General features: G+C 48.3%; 13 protein-coding genes. 8 read left to right on the top strand and 5 right to left on the bottom strand.

Going from position 1 to position 15,521, the window contains the following annotated elements; all coding sequences use genetic code 11:
* Positions 1 to 292: 292 nt before the first annotated feature.
* From RYZ26_RS16430 to RYZ26_RS16440, 3 genes are all read right to left on the bottom strand, one after another.
* The gene (locus tag RYZ26_RS16430; protein ID WP_317684332.1) at positions 293 to 490 is read right to left on the bottom strand and encodes a GIY-YIG nuclease family protein; all 198 of its coding nucleotides are present in this window, start codon (positions 488 to 490) and stop codon (positions 293 to 295) included.
* Positions 491 to 588: 98 nt separating this feature from the next.
* Positions 589 to 1,017 (bottom strand): universal stress protein, encoded by a 429-nt coding sequence (locus RYZ26_RS16435; protein ID WP_317684333.1) that lies wholly within the window; start codon positions 1,015 to 1,017, stop codon positions 589 to 591.
* Complete coding sequence (locus RYZ26_RS16440; protein WP_317684334.1) at positions 1,010 to 3,622, bottom strand: TRAP transporter permease; 2,613 nt, start codon at positions 3,620 to 3,622, stop codon at positions 1,010 to 1,012. Before RYZ26_RS16440 ends, RYZ26_RS16435 begins: the two co-directional genes overlap by 8 nt.
* A gap of 235 nt (positions 3,623 to 3,857) precedes the next feature.
* Between RYZ26_RS16440 and RYZ26_RS16445 the strand changes: the two genes are divergently transcribed.
* Positions 3,858 to 4,262, top strand: coding sequence for a hypothetical protein (locus RYZ26_RS16445; protein ID WP_317684335.1), 405 nt, complete (start codon positions 3,858 to 3,860; stop codon positions 4,260 to 4,262).
* Between the two features lie 141 nt (positions 4,263 to 4,403).
* Positions 4,404 to 7,451, top strand: a complete 3,048-nt coding sequence (locus RYZ26_RS16450; RefSeq protein WP_317684336.1) for an EAL domain-containing protein — start codon at positions 4,404 to 4,406, stop codon at positions 7,449 to 7,451.
* Between the two features lie 9 nt (positions 7,452 to 7,460).
* Here the strand turns inward: RYZ26_RS16450 and RYZ26_RS16455 are convergent, their stop codons facing one another.
* Both RYZ26_RS16455 and RYZ26_RS16460 read right to left on the bottom strand, forming a co-directional pair.
* Complete coding sequence (locus RYZ26_RS16455; protein WP_317684337.1) at positions 7,461 to 7,931, bottom strand: DM13 domain-containing protein; 471 nt, start codon at positions 7,929 to 7,931, stop codon at positions 7,461 to 7,463.
* A gap of 82 nt (positions 7,932 to 8,013) precedes the next feature.
* Positions 8,014 to 8,952, bottom strand: coding sequence for a LysR family transcriptional regulator (locus RYZ26_RS16460; protein ID WP_317684338.1), 939 nt, complete (start codon positions 8,950 to 8,952; stop codon positions 8,014 to 8,016).
* Between the two features lie 168 nt (positions 8,953 to 9,120).
* Here RYZ26_RS16460 and RYZ26_RS16465 point away from each other — a divergent pair, with 168 nt between their 5' ends.
* The 6 genes from RYZ26_RS16465 to RYZ26_RS16490 all read left to right on the top strand — a co-directional run bounded on the left by RYZ26_RS16465 (position 9,121) and on the right by RYZ26_RS16490 (position 15,422).
* Positions 9,121 to 10,137, top strand: a complete 1,017-nt coding sequence (locus RYZ26_RS16465; protein WP_317684339.1) for a TRAP transporter substrate-binding protein — start codon at positions 9,121 to 9,123, stop codon at positions 10,135 to 10,137.
* 81 nt (positions 10,138 to 10,218) lie between these two features.
* Positions 10,219 to 10,758: a TRAP transporter small permease subunit gene (locus tag RYZ26_RS16470; protein WP_317684340.1), complete on the top strand. Its 540-nt coding sequence runs from the start codon at positions 10,219 to 10,221 to the stop codon at positions 10,756 to 10,758.
* Complete coding sequence (locus RYZ26_RS16475; protein ID WP_317684341.1) at positions 10,748 to 12,073, top strand: TRAP transporter large permease; 1,326 nt, start codon at positions 10,748 to 10,750, stop codon at positions 12,071 to 12,073. The genes RYZ26_RS16470 and RYZ26_RS16475 overlap by 11 nt, the downstream gene beginning before the upstream one ends.
* 3 nt (positions 12,074 to 12,076) lie before the next feature.
* The gene (locus tag RYZ26_RS16480) at positions 12,077 to 12,526 is read left to right on the top strand and encodes a universal stress protein (RefSeq protein WP_317684342.1); all 450 of its coding nucleotides are present in this window, start codon (positions 12,077 to 12,079) and stop codon (positions 12,524 to 12,526) included.
* A 158-nt stretch (positions 12,527 to 12,684) separates the two neighbouring features.
* Positions 12,685 to 13,953, top strand: a complete 1,269-nt coding sequence (gabT, locus tag RYZ26_RS16485) for a 4-aminobutyrate--2-oxoglutarate transaminase (protein WP_317684343.1) — start codon at positions 12,685 to 12,687, stop codon at positions 13,951 to 13,953.
* A 14-nt stretch (positions 13,954 to 13,967) separates the two neighbouring features.
* A complete protein-coding gene (locus RYZ26_RS16490) occupies positions 13,968 to 15,422 on the top strand; it encodes an NAD-dependent succinate-semialdehyde dehydrogenase (RefSeq protein ID WP_317684344.1) in 1,455 nt (484 codons plus the stop codon).
* The last annotated feature ends 99 nt before the right edge of the window (positions 15,423 to 15,521 follow it).

A 15,521-nucleotide genomic window follows, 5' to 3' on the forward strand; every position in this document is an offset into this window, starting at 1 on the left:
CCATTGAGCAAACCGACCAGATGCTGAGCGAGATGAAGAAAACATCTTCAGGCGTCGACTTCGCCATGCTCACCGTGATGGCCAAACAACTGCGCGACATGATCTCGCAGGGGTAAGGCTTTAAAAGGAAATCTGGGTCCCCGTTTTCACGGGGATGACGGTTTGTTTGGTAAGTGTCATTCCCGTGAAAACGGGAACCCAGCTTCTTTACCATCAAACTCACCCACCAGATCAATCCAGTTCGGATTATCTTTTTCAATCAATTCCAGCTTCCATTTGCGCCGCCATTTCTTCATGGCTTTTCCCGCGCGATAGCCTGATCCATGGATGGATATTCTTCCTGATGGACCAACATCTTCACATCATATTCATTGGTAAATCCCGCAACCAATCCGGATTTATGTTCCCCTAGCCGGCGTTCAATATCTGAGGTCACGCCAATATAAAGCGTGCCATTTCGCCTGCTCGTCAAAATATAAACATAGCCCATAAAAACATAGCTCCTTCCATCACCTGGAAAGAGCTATGCATGGATTTAACCGTTTTTTCTGGGTTCCCGCTTTTGCGAGAATGACGGGTGGTTAAAAATCAATCCCTCACCACAAACACGGAACATTTGGCGTGACGCACGACGCGCGCTGCGTTGGGGCCAAGCAGGTAGTCACCGAGTTTGGGGCGGTGAGAGGAAAGGATAATCAGGTCGATGTCGAGATTTTCTGACATGCCCAGAATTTCGTCATAGACCACCCCGTTATCGACCACACGCTGAACGTTGATGTGATCAGGGATATTTTCAGCAACAAATTCTTTCAGTTGCTTCTTCACCTCTTCAGTGGCCGTTTCCTGAAACCCTTTGGGGAAGAAGGAGCCCACGAGGGAGCTCCCGAAATCCGGAACCACAGTCATAACATGTAGACGGGTGCCAAAGGTTTCGCAGATTTGAATGGCCGAAGGCAGCGCCTTTTTCCATGAACTGGGTTCCGCCAGATCAATGGGCAGGAGGATTTCCTTATACATGTTTCAGTTCCTTATTTTGCTGAACAAGAAGATTTTGTGATGAACGACGGCGACGTTGCAGCAGATAAATCACAGCCAACAAGACAAAGGCCGGGATATAGAACAACTGCTTGGCCGGGCGGTCCGTTTTCACCCGGATACTTTCAATGGTGAAATCAGACGCGACACCAAGTTTATCTGCCGCACTGTCAAAGCGCACTGCATCCACCCAGATTTTGCCATCGCGTTTGATGACCGAAATCCCGGCGTTATCCAGACGTTCTGCCGCAGAAGCTTTCGGCCCCATAGGCAGGAAGACGGCCTTGTTGACGTCATCACCTTCAAGACTGATGCCTTCAACAATGATGGTAAGGTCGCCATTTTCTTCAATTTGTTCCACATGCTGGATCAGTTCGTTTGCGGGTTTATTTTCCAGCGGTGGGATGATCATATCCAGCCAGAAAGCAGGTCTGAACAAGGTAAAGGCGATCAGAAGCAATGCCAAAGTTTCCCACAGGCGGTTTTTCACCAGGAAGAAGCCTTGCGTCGCTGCCGCAAAGACCAGCATGGCTGCAATTGCGACTACGATCACCTGGATCAGATGAAGCGGTCCGGTAATGCCGATCATCAACAGTTCGGTGTTGAAGATAAACATAAAGGGCAGGATGGCTGTACGGATATCATACATGAACCCTTGCAGACCTGTGCGGATAGGATCACCTTGGGATATAGCAGCTGCCGCAAAGGCAGCCAGACCCACAGGCGGGGTATCATCGGCCAGAATACCGAAATAAAAGACGAACAGATGCACAGCGATGAGTGGCACCAGAAGGCCACTTGTGGTCCCCAGTTCCACAATCACAGGCGCCATCAATGATGACACAACGATATAGTTGGCTGTCGTCGGCAGCCCCATACCGAGCAAGAGGCTGATCACAGCCGTAAAGATCAGCATCAGCATGACTGAGCCACCTGAAATTAGTTCGATAAATTCTGTCATCACCAGACCGATCCCGGTCAGGGTGACCGTACCAACCACGATCCCGGCTGCAGCAGTTGCAACGCCAATGCCGATCATATTGCGTGCACCGGAGACCAGACCGTTAAACAGGTCCGTTGCCCCCTGAGACAAGGCTTCTTTTGTATCCTGGTTCTGGCGGAAAAAAGCGAGGAGCGGACGTTGGGTCACAACTACAAACATCATGAACAGGGTCGCCCAGAACGCAGAAAGACCGGGGGATAGCCGTTCAACTGTCAGACACCAGACCAGCACAACAACGGGCAACAGGAAGTAGAGACCTGACTTGACCGTTGAGCCAACGGGGGGCAGTTCGTCGATTTGATGTGATGTATCCAGTTCCGGGAACAGGGTTGCATATTTCACCAGCGCGATATAGGCCAGCACGAGGGCTGCAGCAACAACCCATCCGGTTGCAGCACCTGCATAAACTTTGACCCAGCCTAGCGTAGGCGGCAAAATCCAGACAAGGAAACCGAGGACGAGGAAGACACTTAAGGCTCCGATCAGGCTGCCCTTGATCCCCATCTTGTGCTTGCGTGGAAGGCCCTCAAGTCCTGCTTTCATGGCTTCCAGGTGCACAATGTAGACCAGTGCGATATAGGAAATCACGGCGGGCAGGAAGGCATGTTTGATCACTTCGATAAACGGCACGCCGGTATATTCCACGATCAAAAAGGCCGCAGCCCCCATGATCGGCGGGGTGAGCTGTCCGTTGGTGGAAGAGGCCACTTCAACCGCACCCGCTTTTTCAGACGAAAAACCGACCTTTTTCATCAAAGGAATGGTGAAAGTCCCGGTGGTCACCACATTTGCGATGCTTGATCCGGATATCATTCCGGTCATGGCAGAAGACACAACGGCTGCCTTGGCTGGCCCGCCTCTGAAATGGCCCATGAGGGCGAAAGAGACACGAATAAAATAGTTCCCGGCCCCTGCCTGTTCCAGCAAAGCCCCGAATAAAACAAACAGGAACACCATGGAGGTTGAAACCCCAAGGGCAACCCCAAAGACGCCTTCTGTTGTCAGCCAGTAATGGGACATGCCTTTGTTCAATGAGGCGCCACGATGTGCGATCACCTCCGGCATAATGGGACCGGCAAAGGTATAAAGCAAAAAGATACAGGCAACGATCATCAAAGGTGGGCCAAGCGCACGGCGTGTGGCTTCCAGCAACAGGATCATGCCTGTGACACCTACAGTAACATCCATTGTGGTCGGAATGCCCGGGCGGTTTGCCAGATCATCATAAAAAAGGAAAAGATAAGCCGCACAAAAGGCTGCGACACCCGCGATCATCCAATCCTGCAAAGGGATATAGCTTTTGGGAGATCTCTTGGTGGTGGGAAAAGCCGTAAAAGCCAGAAAGACTGCAAAAGCCAGGTGAATGGCGCGTGCTTCGGTATCATTGATCACGCCAAAGCCCAGCATAAACGGCAGGGGTGATGCGTACCAGATTTGAAAGACCGACCAGATAAAGGCCGTAAAAATTAAGACCTGTGCGGCAAGCCCGCTTGGCCTGCGTCCGCCCACATCGACGTCAGCCACCAGCTCTTCCGCTGATAACCTTGCCTCCTGTTCAGTGGCAGATGATGTTTTTTTGAACATGTTCTGTCTCCATGCCAGTCGTTTGTATAAGACTGTATTCGCCTGTGCGCATGAAAAATGCACAGACCTCCTGACACAGGGATATCGTAATGAGGTAGATAACTTTTTCTTAAATGTGAACACAATGTCGCGGAAATAGAGGGATTTTAAACAAGCGATCTATTGTTCAAATCCCGCAATATTTCATTCACAAGGACCCGTTACTTCTTTGGTCGATTTGCAAAAGGAGTATTTGATGAAACATCCCGATATCAACAAACTGAATGACCAGCTTATCCAGCTTTCCGTTCAGGCAATTGGCAAAATCGAATATCAAAGCGCAGGTGCCAAAGCAAATATACCCCTGCAACAGGTCAAAAAGTCCGTTGCAGCCATGGGCGCGCTTTCCTCCCTTCTGGCGCTGTGTGGTTTATACATTCATCACTATCTGCCTTATCATCGCAAATTCTCGCTGGCTGAGCTTTATGGCGCGACCGATTATCGCGAGAAAGAAAAACGCCTTTTAGAAGTGCTGGCCGATGTCTCAAGTATCAATGAACCACTGTTTATCCAGGCCACGCTTTTTGCCAAAAACATCCTGATGCTCTGTGAAATTGAACAATCGAAAATAAAAACTTCAACTGCAAATTCAACGCATTAACCCTTAATTGAGTAACTTAAGATATTCTGTACACATATCGGGATATGTTGTTCGTGATCATTGCTTAGTCTTTCACTATGACGCCTCCATCATAACAAAAATAAGGGGCGCGAACAGAGAGACACTATCAGAGTAAATGACATGATCTTCCGACTTGCGACACTTTTGCTTTTTCTTTTTCTTGGGACATTGATCCTTGTTTCCTCCTTCATTATCTGGACATCGTACCAGAACTCTCAGGAGACATTGGAGATTGAACAGTTAAAACAGGTGGGCAGAATCCATGACCTTTCTGAACAGTTTCTGGATTACAAGCTGCAAAATGAAGTATTAATTCTTGCAGATCTTTCCACCCAGCAGAGCCAGGACATTGCTTTCAACCTGTTCGACAAAGGGCTGGATCAATATCTCTGGAACTTCGCGGTCCGATTTGAACAAACCCCATCAGGTGAAACCACAAATGTCGAATATTTTGGGGAGATAAACCGCAATACTCTGCCTATTCGGGATCTGAAAAACCAATGGCAAATTCTGCCCTCTTCGCAAGGCTGGGTGCTGGTCTTTCAGAAAAAATTGCCGTTCAAGGGACTGAGCCGCAATGATCGCTTCATTCAGGGGGGCATCTATCTGGAAAATAATTCCAAACTGATCAACAGCATCATCGAAGCCAGTGGTGCCCATGCTCATGCGATTTACTATAAGGGTCAGGTTTTATCGGCAACCAAGCTTCTGGAGCCGGGTGTTGAAAAGCTGTTTGAAGAAGTCGTTCGCGATTTCAATCCCATCTTTTCAAACAGCAAAAGCGACTTTGTAGGTGACGTTCTACCCTTGCGAATCAATGATAAAATCAAAAGCAAAGGGCTTTATTTGATCACTGTGACCGTGGCTGAAGGCAGTGTCGCCTGGCGCAAAAACTTTCAGACAACCACCATCTGGAATTTGCAGTTCCTTGGCATAGTTTCAGCCTTGATCATCACGTTGGTGGTGCGCTTTATCCAGCATAAACATTTGAAACATCTGGTCAGTTTTTCATCCCGTGTTAATCAGGGGGATTATGAAACCAAATTTAAAAAAGGCATCATCAAGGAATTTAATGAAGTAGGAGAACTGATTGAAGAGATCGTTTCTCATGTGTCCAGCCAGACTAAATATCTGCAAAGCGTGGTGAAATCCACAACGTCGCCCATTATCGCGTTTGATCAAAAAGGTCAGATCACCATCTGCAATGATGCGGCCCGTAAATTCATGAAAAATGATTGCGACCATCCAGAACAGAAATCATTGAAATCCTGTTTTACCTGGGCGGATTATCCGGATTTCTTTGCTGCTGCCAATGCTTCGCTTCGTGGGATCAAGACCCCGTACCTTGAACTGGAAATGCCCATTCAGGATGAAAAACGTCAGGTTATCTGGAACATTATGCCTGTAGATTACGAAAAAAATGGCGTGGCCAGCGGGATCGCCATGGGCCAGGATGTGACGGACCGTCTGGAAACGGAAAAGCGCCTGTCGTTATCAGCCAAAGTGTTCGACAACACACAGGAAGCCATTTTGGTCACCGACACTAAAGGTAACATCGTAGAGGTCAATCGCGCCTTCACTCAGATCACCGGATATTCCCGCGATGATGTGATCGGGGCCAATCCCCGCATCATGAAATCCAACCGTCATGATGAGCAGTTTTACAAAGACATGTGGGAAAGCCTGCTGACCAACGGCTATTGGCGCGGGGAGATTTGGGACTGCAAAAAAGATGGGGAGATCTATCCCAAATGGCTGTCCATCAATGAAGTGCTGGATAAAAAAGGCAACCGCACCAATTTTGTTTCGGTCTTCACCGATATTTCACGACGTAAAGAAGATCAGGAACGTCTTGAAAAGCTCGCCCATTTTGATCCACTGACTGATCTGCCCAACAAAGTGCTGTTCTATGATCGTTTTGAAAATGCGCTTGCACGTGCCAAACGCAAATCAGAAGAACTGGCCGTGCTGTTTATTGATCTGGATAAATTCAAACAGGTCAATGACTCCATGGGGCATTTCATTGGTGATAAACTGCTGCAGGAAGTTGCTCAGCGCATCTGCACTTGTGTGCGCGAAACAGATACGGTATCACGCCTGAGCGGGGATGAATTCGCCTGTTTCATTACTGATTTTCAAAGTGAGAATTCTATTGAGACTGTGGCCTCGCGCATTGTGCAGTTACTGTCCACACCATTCTATATTGACAGCCACACCATCTATGTGTCTGCCAGTGTGGGCATCGCTGTTTATCCGATTGATGGGGAAAATCCATCTGATCTTTTGCGCCATTCCGACATTGCCATGTATCGTGCTAAAAGTCTGGGGCGTAATAATTTCCAATTCTTCACGCAAGAAATGAATGAACAGGTCCAGCTGCAATTGGAAATGGTGAACGATCTGCACCACGCCCTGACCGAAGATCAGATCATTCCGCATTATCAGCTGAAATATGATATGCGAAACGAGCAGCCTATCGGGGTAGAGGCCCTGGCACGCTGGAAAAGACCCGAGCAAGCCATGATCCCGCCGTCCAAATTTATCCCGGTGGCTGAAGAACATGGGTTGATCGTCTCATTGGGTGAATCCATCTTCCGCCAGATCTGCGCGCAGACAAAAGACTGGAATGATCTGGGGCTAAACGTTCAGAATATTGCCTTCAACCTGTCGGCCCAACAGTTCCGAGACAAAAAACTGACTGATTTTATTTCAGAGACCCTGTCCGCCCATAACTTGTCCGGTGAACAATTTGAAATCGAAGTTACGGAAAATATGATGATGGAAAATGTCGAAGAGGCCATTACCATTTTGAATAACTTCAAGAATATGGGTTTTAAAATCTCGATTGATGATTTTGGGACAGGCTATTCCTCACTGAGCTATCTGAAAAAACTGCCTGTCGATACCTTGAAGATCGATCGGTCCTTCATCCGTGACATTACTAATGATTCAGATGATTCCACCATTGTCTCCACCATCATTTCCATGGCGCAAAAGATGAAAATCTCGGTTGTGGCCGAAGGAGTAGAAACGACGGATCAGCTAAAATATCTGCAGAACCTGGGATGCGAAACTGCGCAAGGGTTCCTGTTTGGCAAACCGGAATGCGGAACGACGGTTCAGAACAGTTTTTTGATGAACCAATCGAAAAAAATAATGCATGGGTAGTCGTGTTGTTTATCGGTATTTTGCTGCTGTGATAAATTCGGAGAAACTTTCACACCAGATGACAACTGTTGTGTAATCCTCCAGATTGACGTCTTCAGGCAAATCAAGAATGAAGCCTTCAAAGGTCTTGATGTCCCCGATAACTTTGGCATCTCCTTTTATGGGCAGAAATTCTTCTTCATGTTCGACAAATTCTTTGACCAGATAAAGCTTGTAGTCCGGTCCTGGTGCAAGGCTTCCTTTATGAAGGATTTTGTCAGAGGTGAAACTGATGGTACCATCGCCCCAATGAAGAAAATCACTGCCTCTGAGGTCGCGGCTGAAGTGGGCGCTGAACTTGGCATCTGTGGACATTTGTTCAAGTTTGGTCACATCTGGTGAATTGGGCGCTGTTAAAATCGGCAGCATATAGATCCCCAAGGCAAAGCCAAAGAATAAGACCGCTGCATGTGAAATGCCGAAGAATAAGATTTTACGCATGTCTGACATAGCCCTTCGTTTTTAATGTCTGGTTCTTTTATAGAATCATCTTTTCATCGCGTGAAAGTCACATTCTTGTGAATTAGTATGGCGGTTCGTCATTTTCAACGTTATGGATAGAGCGAACGATATCAATAAATATGCTGCGCGCGCGGCTGGGCTGCGCTGTTTTGCGGGTGATCACCGCAACGCCCAGTTGGAAATGTTTCAGGTCTGTGCCAATGGCTTTCAGGAGACCTTGTTCAACATAAGGCTTGGCATATTCTTCTGGCAGGAACCCGATATATTGACCGGACAGCAGCAGGGGAATGCGTGATTCATAAAAATATGAAATGGCCGAGGTGTTCATTTCTGCCAGATGTTTATAGACTTCTTCATGGGGGTTCAGTCCTGCATGGACCAGTTTATACTGGTTAATTATCTCCGTGCTAAGGTCTTCTTCTTTGCAGGCATATAAAGGATGTTCCTGCCCGCAATAGAGATAGTTCATGTCAGTGAACAGGTGGATGTAGTTCAATCCATAAAGCTGGCGGTGATAGGGGATGATGGCGATGTTGGTTTTATTGTTCAGAACCTTTCTTTCCATCTCTGCCATATGTTCGACGTCAAACTGGATTTCCACATCCGGGGCGACTTCAGAATATTGTTTGATAATCTCAGGCAGTCTGGAACGCGTATCCGTTGCGATTGAATCGCTGATGGAAATTTTCAGGACACCGGAGGGACTGCCACATAAATCATTGACCGAGCGTCGGAATTTATCAATTTCTTCCAGCAACTGGCGGGTCTGTTCATAGACGATGGAGCCTTCTTCGGTGAGCGAAAAACCGCTGCGACCGCGCTTGCAGAGCTTCATATTCAATCGTGCTTCCAGGTCAGCAATATGGTTGCTGATGGTTGGGCGGCTGATCAGAAGTTCAGTCTCGGCTGCGGAAAATCCACCGCAATCTGTGACGGCTTTAAATATTTTTAATTGCTTTATTTCCAGGTCATTAACCTGACCGAGTAGGTTCTTCTTCATTTTTTCAAGGCTCATATGCGAAAAATGATTGGTTTGATTGTTTTAACATAAGCTCAGGTGTTACGTAAAGAAAACCAAACGTGAAAGTGGAGACCCCCGCATTTTAAAGGTCATTTCCCTGTGAGATAGTTTTGTAGTTGTAATGTTAAGTTTAATTATGAGGACAAAATGCTGACAGGGCTAAAGAAGAAATTTTTAATGTCGACCATGGCGATTGCGATGGGTGTAACTACGTTTGCTGCTGATGTATTGGCGGCTGATCACAACTGGCGTTTTAGCAATCTTTATGGGCGTGGGACTGCTTTTGGCGCCGTTTATGAAAGCCTCGCCAAAAATATTGAAGAAATGACTGATGGTCAGGTTAAAGTACAGGTGCTCTATTCTGGCGAAGGTGTTGGAACTGCAGGTCTGTTAAGTGCTGTAAAATCCGGTCTGGTCACCATGGGGGCCCCTTTCCAATCCATGCATGCCGGTGAACTGCCAGCAGGTGTTGTGGAAATCGGCCTGCCTGGGGGCACTGATGATCCGGCGAAACTGCAGGACCTGTTTCAAAATCAGGGTTGGGATAAAATCCTGACCAAAGCTTATGGTTCACAAGGCATGATGTGGCTGGAACCATACATTCAGCCTGCGGTGTACGTGCTGACCAAAAAGCCGATCAATTCCATTGCGGACTTCAAAGGTTTGAAAATTCGTGCCCCGGGTGCTTATGGTAAATTCTTGCGTAATCTGGGTGCATCACCGGTATCTCTGGCCTGGAGCGAGATTTACACAAGTCTGGCAACAGGTGTTATCGACGGTTCTATCGGCAGTAACATGATTGACCACCGCGACGGCAACCACGTTGAAGTGGCGAAATATATGTACCGCCTGCCATTGGCTGGCGCACAGGTTCTGCCAATTGTTGTGAACCGCAATGCCTGGAACAAACTGAGCGATGAACAAAAGACAGCTGTTCGAGCTGCTACGAAAAAACATGCTGAAGATCAGTTGCGTCTGTCACGTGAATGGGCAGGTGAGGCTGTGAAGGAAATGGAAGCAAAAGGCCTGAAATGGAGCCCTGAGCCGTCCGATGCAGATCGCAAAGCCTGGGCTGATGCGGGTGCTGGCCTGTGGGATGAATATGCAGAGAAAGACAAGTTCAGCAAAGAACTGATCGACGTGCTTCGTAAACAACAAATGTAAGCAGCGTTCCCTGCGTGGGCTGAGGTGTTGTTTTGTCTCCAGCATCTTGGCCCACTTTCTCTCTGAACAAGGCTAAGAAAAATGTTTTCCGAAATACTCAGAACCATCTGCCGGGCCATTGATTTTATTGTCAAAATGACAGGAAAGACAGCGGCGCTGTTGATACCTGTCATGACGGTAACCGTCGCTTTTGAAGTTTTTTCCCGATATGTGCTGAACAAGCCGACGATCTGGGCATTTGATATGTCGCTCTTTCTTTTTGGATATATTGCGGCGTTGGGCGGTGCATATGCTCAGCAGAAAAAGGCACATATCAATGTGGATATCCTTTATCTGCAGGTCTCCCACCAGGTGCGCAGTCTGTTCAATGTTGTTTCCTATCTCCTGGGCATTTTCTTTCTGATTTTGATTGTGCAGATGTGTTTCGGAAAGTTTGAAGAGTCTATCGAATTTGACTATCGCCGCTTAAGTGAATGGGCACCCCCTATGTATCATTTCTGGGTGATGGGTTGTGTTGCCGCCGGATTATTTATCGCGCAGTTAACGCGTGACCTGATTGTAGAAATTTATTTTTTAGTGAAGGGAAAAGCCCTTCTGGAGGAGGTCAGTCATGGGAATTGAGATGTTAACCCTGGTTTTGCTGGGATGCATTCTTGTCTTCTTTGCGATTGGTGCCCCGGTTGGACTGGCCCTTGGTGGCATTGCTATGGTTGTTGGCTATTTCGTGTGGGGGGATGGCATTTTTAATGTCCTGCCAACTACGCTTGAAGCAACCTATTTCAGTTTTATCCTGCTGGCCATCCCGCTTTATATCTATATGGGGCAGTTGCTGACAAAATCGGGCATTGGTGATGCGATGTTCAATTTCTCCCAGATGGTCATCGGTCGAATCAGAGGATCGCTTGCCATCAGTGTGATCGGGGTCTGTTCCATGATCGGTGCGATGGTTGGGATCATCGGGGCCGGGATTATGACCTCGGGCAGTATTGCGCTGAAGCCTATGCTTGATCGCGGTTATAACCGTCGTCTCGCCCTTGGGGTGATTATGGCGGGCGGGGGACTGGGCATTCTTATTCCACCCAGCATTCCGATGATTATGTTTGCTGCTTCGACGCAAAACTCGGTCGGTCGCATGTTTTTGGGGGCGATGATGCCTGCGCTTCTAACTGTTGTTTTGATGATGCTCTATGTGGCGCTGAGCTGTTGGTTCAAGCCAGAACGTGCCCCACTTGATAAAGAAAATGGCTTTGAAGAAAAAATCCCGACCGGGGTTGAAAAGTTCAAGATCGCCCGTGATGGTCTGTGTTCCATGCTTTTGATCGTTGCTGTTCTTGGCAGCATCATTACAGGTATCGCCACACCAACGGAATCTGGTGCAATCGGTGTTGTCGGGGCCATTATTCTTGCCATCCTGTTTAAACGCTTTAAGGTCGATATGTTTTTATCAGCCGGTTTTCAGACTGGTACGTTGGTCAGCGTGGCCATGTGGATCATCTTTGGTGCATCGGTGTTTAGCAACTTCCATCTGCTGATGGGGGTGCAGGGCATGGTTGCGGGCTTTACGGCAAGCCTTGATCTGCCACCAATCATGATCATTATCATGTTTCAGATCATTATGTTGCTGCTGGGCTTTATCATTGATGAATTTATCATTGTGTTGATGTGCGCACCTTTATTTACACCGATTGCTGTTTCGCTTGGGTTTGATCCGATCTGGTTTGGCGTTTTGATGATCATTAATATCCTGATCGCGGTTCAGACACCACCTTATGGATTTGCGCTTTTCTATCTGAAAGGGATCGCCCCGCCGGAAATCGGTATGTCGGAAATTTATAAGTCCGTTACGCCCTTTATCCTGCTGAACCTGACGGTGTTGGTCCTTTGCATGGTCTTCCCGCAAATCGTCTTGTGGCTTCCAAATCTGGTGATGGGGTAAGTGATGAATAAATTAAAGAAAGTACTGCTGCCAATTGATTTGTCTCACCCGAATCAGGTGCACTGTCTTCTGGATAGTGTTGTTGGACTAACCTGTGATCAAGAGATTGAGATTTATATGCTGTATGTGGATCAAAGTTTGGTTCATCGCGCAGGATATCCGCATCTGGATGAGAAAAACTTTGAAGATCACAGTGACAAGGCCGTTCAGCAGATCGAAACGTTTTTCTCTTACCTGCCCAAGCGGATCACAGGTATCGCCTTGTGCCGTGAAGGGGTGGCCCATGACACGATTGTGGAAGTGGCGACAGAATTGAATGTGGATGCTGTGATCCTGATGGCGCAAAAGCCTGGTTTAAGCAGTTATTTCATCGGATCGAATGCAGAACGGGTGGTGCGCCATTCCCCTTGTTCCGTCTTTGTCATTCGGGAGGATGAACCGGCCCATGCGTAATATGTTTTAAGAATGAGCGGGCGTGTCTGCCCCCTTAGTTGGCACCGCTAAGACGGTGTGAGTTTTCAAATTTTTTAAATGACTTGTCGGTATGCGAGGGATGCATATGCCCTTTCTTTGCCTGCTGTCAGACTAACCTGGAAGAGTAGAGAGATATTATGGCTTCAAATAAAGAACTGTTAGAGCGTCGCGTTGATGCGATTTCCCGTGGTGTCGGTTTCGTAACTGATTTTTTTGCATCACGTGCAGAAAATTCGGAGATTTGGGACGTTGAAGGGCGTCGTTTCATTGACTTTGGCGCGGGCATTGGCGTGTGTAACACAGGTCATCGCCACCCAAAAGTCGTGGAGGCTGTCGAAAAGCAGGTCGCGTCTTTTATGCATACCTGCCATCAGGTCACACCTTATGAAAGTTATGTTGAACTGGCAGAAAAGCTGAACAGGGCTGTTCCCGGTCCCAGCAAAAAGAAAACAGCCTTTGTGTCCACAGGTGCAGAAGCCGTTGAAAACGCGATTAAAATTGCACGTGCCTATACCGGGCGTTCTGCTGTGATTGCGGCCAATGGCGGCTTTCATGGTCGCACCTTTATGGGCATGGCCCTGACCGGGAAAGTGGTGCCATACAAAGCGGATTTCGGGAATATGATGAGTGACGTATTTCACTTCCCATACCCCAATGCGGTTCATGGTGTGACAGTTGATGATTCCATCGCAGCGTTGGAAAACCTGTTTAAATCCGATGTGGGGGCCAACCGTGTTGCGGCCATCATTTTCGAACCCACGCAGGGCGAAGGCGGATTTTACGTCGCCCCAACCGAATGGGTGCAGCGTGTGCGTAAAATCTGTGACCATCACGGTATTTTGTTAATCGCTGATGAAGTCCAGTCCGGGTTTGGTCGCACAGGCAAGTTCTTTGCCATGGAACATTACGGTGTGGAAGCGGACCTGACCACATCAGCTAAAGGCCTTGGCGGTGGTATGCCGATTTCTGCCGTGATCGGCAAAGCAGAAGTGATGGATGCCCCTAACCCGGGTGGCCTGGGTGGTACCTACGCTGGAAACGCGGTTGCGGTTGCGGCGGCAAATGCGGTTTGCGACATCATGTCTGATCCAGCTTTCCATGAACGTACAACCGCACTGGGGGAAAAACTGCGCGGTATGTTGAACGAACTGAAAGGCGATGTTCCGCAAATCGTGGATGTGCGTGGTCAGGGCCTGATGGTTGCTGTCGAATTTATGGAAGATGGCAAACCACGTGCGGATATGATCCCGTCCATTATGAAATATGCCAAGGAAAAAGGCGTGATCCTTCTGTCCTGCGGCACCTATGGCAACTGCATTCGCTTTCTGCCACCGCTGACTATTGAAGATGCGGTGTTTGATGAAGCTCTGACCATCATTGCTGATGCAATCAAGCAAGCTGTCTAAGGAAGGTATTGGAAATGCTGAATCTGAAAAATAAAAAGCTGCTTCAGAAGAAATGCTACATCGACGGCCAGTGGGTGGATGCGGATAATGGGGAATTTATGGCGGTGATGAACCCGGCAACGGGCGAGATCATCACTAATGTCCCCAAGATGTCACAAGCAGAAGCCAAGCGTGCCATTGATGCGGCTGAGATTGCACAGAAGAAGTGGAAACGTCTGGCGGGTAAAGAACGATCTGCAATTTTGCGCAAATGGTACAATCTGATCATGGCCAACCAAGAAGACCTGGCCCAGATTATCACCGCTGAAATGGGCAAGCCTCTGACCGAAGCCCGTGGTGAAATTGCCTATGGTGCCAGTTATATTGAATGGTACGCCGAAGAAGCAAAACGCATTTATGGGGAAACCATTCCAGCGCCATCTGATGACAAACGTATTATCGTGATGAAACAGCCGATTGGGGTTGTTGCCTCCATCACGCCGTGGAATTTCCCGAACGCCATGATCACCCGCAAGGTGGCACCTGCATTGGCGGTCGGCTGTGCCGTTGTGATGAAACCGGCGGAACAAACCCCGCTTTCAGCCTTGGCACTGTGTGTGCTGGCTGAAGAAGCAGGTCTTCCTAAAGGTTTGATCAACTGCGTGGTCGGTGACCCGATCGCCATCGGTGGGGAAATGACGGCCAATGACACCATTCGCAAAGTGACCTTTACCGGGTCCACGGCGGTGGGGCGTCTGTTGATGAAACAGTCATCCAGCACCATCAAAAAATTGGGGCTGGAACTGGGCGGTAATGCACCTTTCATCGTGTTTGATGACGCTGATATTGATGCTGCTGTGGAAGGGGCGATGGTGTCAAAGTTTCGCAATTCCGGCCAGACCTGCGTCTGCGCCAACCGGATTTATGTACAGGAAGGTATCTATGATGCTTTTGCTGAAAAACTGGCGGCCAAAGTCACGGCCATGAAGGTCGGCAATGGCGTTGAAGATGGCGTCATGCAAGGTCCGTTGATTGACATGAAAGCGGTTGAAAAGGTTGAAGAACATGTGGCCGATGCGGTGACCAAAGGCGGGGAAGTCATTTGTGGCGGACAACGTCATGAATTGGGCTTCAGTTTCTTTGAACCAACCATCATCAAGCATATTTCCCGCGATATGAAGGTTGCACGTGAAGAAACCTTTGGCCCGGTTGCGCCCTTGTTCAAGTTCAAGGATGTGGATGATGTGATCTCCCAGGCCAATGACACAGAATTTGGCCTGGCGTCATATTTCTATTCCAAGGATATGAGCAACATTTTCAGAGTTGCCGAAGAACTGGAATACGGGATGGTCGGTGTGAACACCGGGATCCTGTCCAATGAAGCTGCCCCGTTTGGCGGGATCAAGCAATCCGGCCTGGGGCGCGAAGGCTCCAAATTCGGATTGGATGATTACCTGGAGCTTAAATACGTTTGCCTGTCTGAGATCTAGGTGAACGTCGGATGGCCCTGCAATCACGGGACGCAGGGCCATCCACCTTTAATAATGAATTCAGCCAGCAAGCTGAAGGTCCGCCTTGAAAAGGAGAAG

This window comes from Terasakiella sediminum, from assembly GCF_033100395.1.
Taxonomy (GTDB): Bacteria; Pseudomonadota; Alphaproteobacteria; order Rhodospirillales; family Terasakiellaceae; genus Terasakiella.

Bases quoted from the DNA above. Each gene is read 5' to 3' on its own strand.
- RYZ26_RS16455 (WP_317684337.1), bottom strand. From the start codon at position 7,931: ATGCGTAAAATCTTATTCTTCGGCATTTCACATGCAGCGGTCTTATTC.
- RYZ26_RS16450 (WP_317684336.1), top strand. From the start codon at position 4,404: ATGATCTTCCGACTTGCGACACTTTTGCTTTTTCTTTTTCTTGGGACA.
- RYZ26_RS16490 (WP_317684344.1), top strand. From the start codon at position 13,968: ATGCTGAATCTGAAAAATAAAAAGCTGCTTCAGAAGAAATGCTACATC.
- RYZ26_RS16445 (WP_317684335.1), top strand. From the start codon at position 3,858: ATGAAACATCCCGATATCAACAAACTGAATGACCAGCTTATCCAGCTT.
- RYZ26_RS16435 (WP_317684333.1), bottom strand. From the start codon at position 1,017: ATGTATAAGGAAATCCTCCTGCCCATTGATCTGGCGGAACCCAGTTCA.
- RYZ26_RS16460 (WP_317684338.1), bottom strand. From the start codon at position 8,952: ATGAAGAAGAACCTACTCGGTCAGGTTAATGACCTGGAAATAAAGCAA.
- RYZ26_RS16475 (WP_317684341.1), top strand. From the start codon at position 10,748: ATGGGAATTGAGATGTTAACCCTGGTTTTGCTGGGATGCATTCTTGTC.
- RYZ26_RS16430 (WP_317684332.1), bottom strand. From the start codon at position 490: ATGGGCTATGTTTATATTTTGACGAGCAGGCGAAATGGCACGCTTTAT.
- gabT (WP_317684343.1), top strand. From the start codon at position 12,685: ATGGCTTCAAATAAAGAACTGTTAGAGCGTCGCGTTGATGCGATTTCC.
- RYZ26_RS16465 (WP_317684339.1), top strand. From the start codon at position 9,121: ATGCTGACAGGGCTAAAGAAGAAATTTTTAATGTCGACCATGGCGATT.
- RYZ26_RS16440 (WP_317684334.1), bottom strand. From the start codon at position 3,622: ATGTTCAAAAAAACATCATCTGCCACTGAACAGGAGGCAAGGTTATCA.
- RYZ26_RS16480 (WP_317684342.1), top strand. From the start codon at position 12,077: ATGAATAAATTAAAGAAAGTACTGCTGCCAATTGATTTGTCTCACCCG.
- RYZ26_RS16470 (WP_317684340.1), top strand. From the start codon at position 10,219: ATGTTTTCCGAAATACTCAGAACCATCTGCCGGGCCATTGATTTTATT.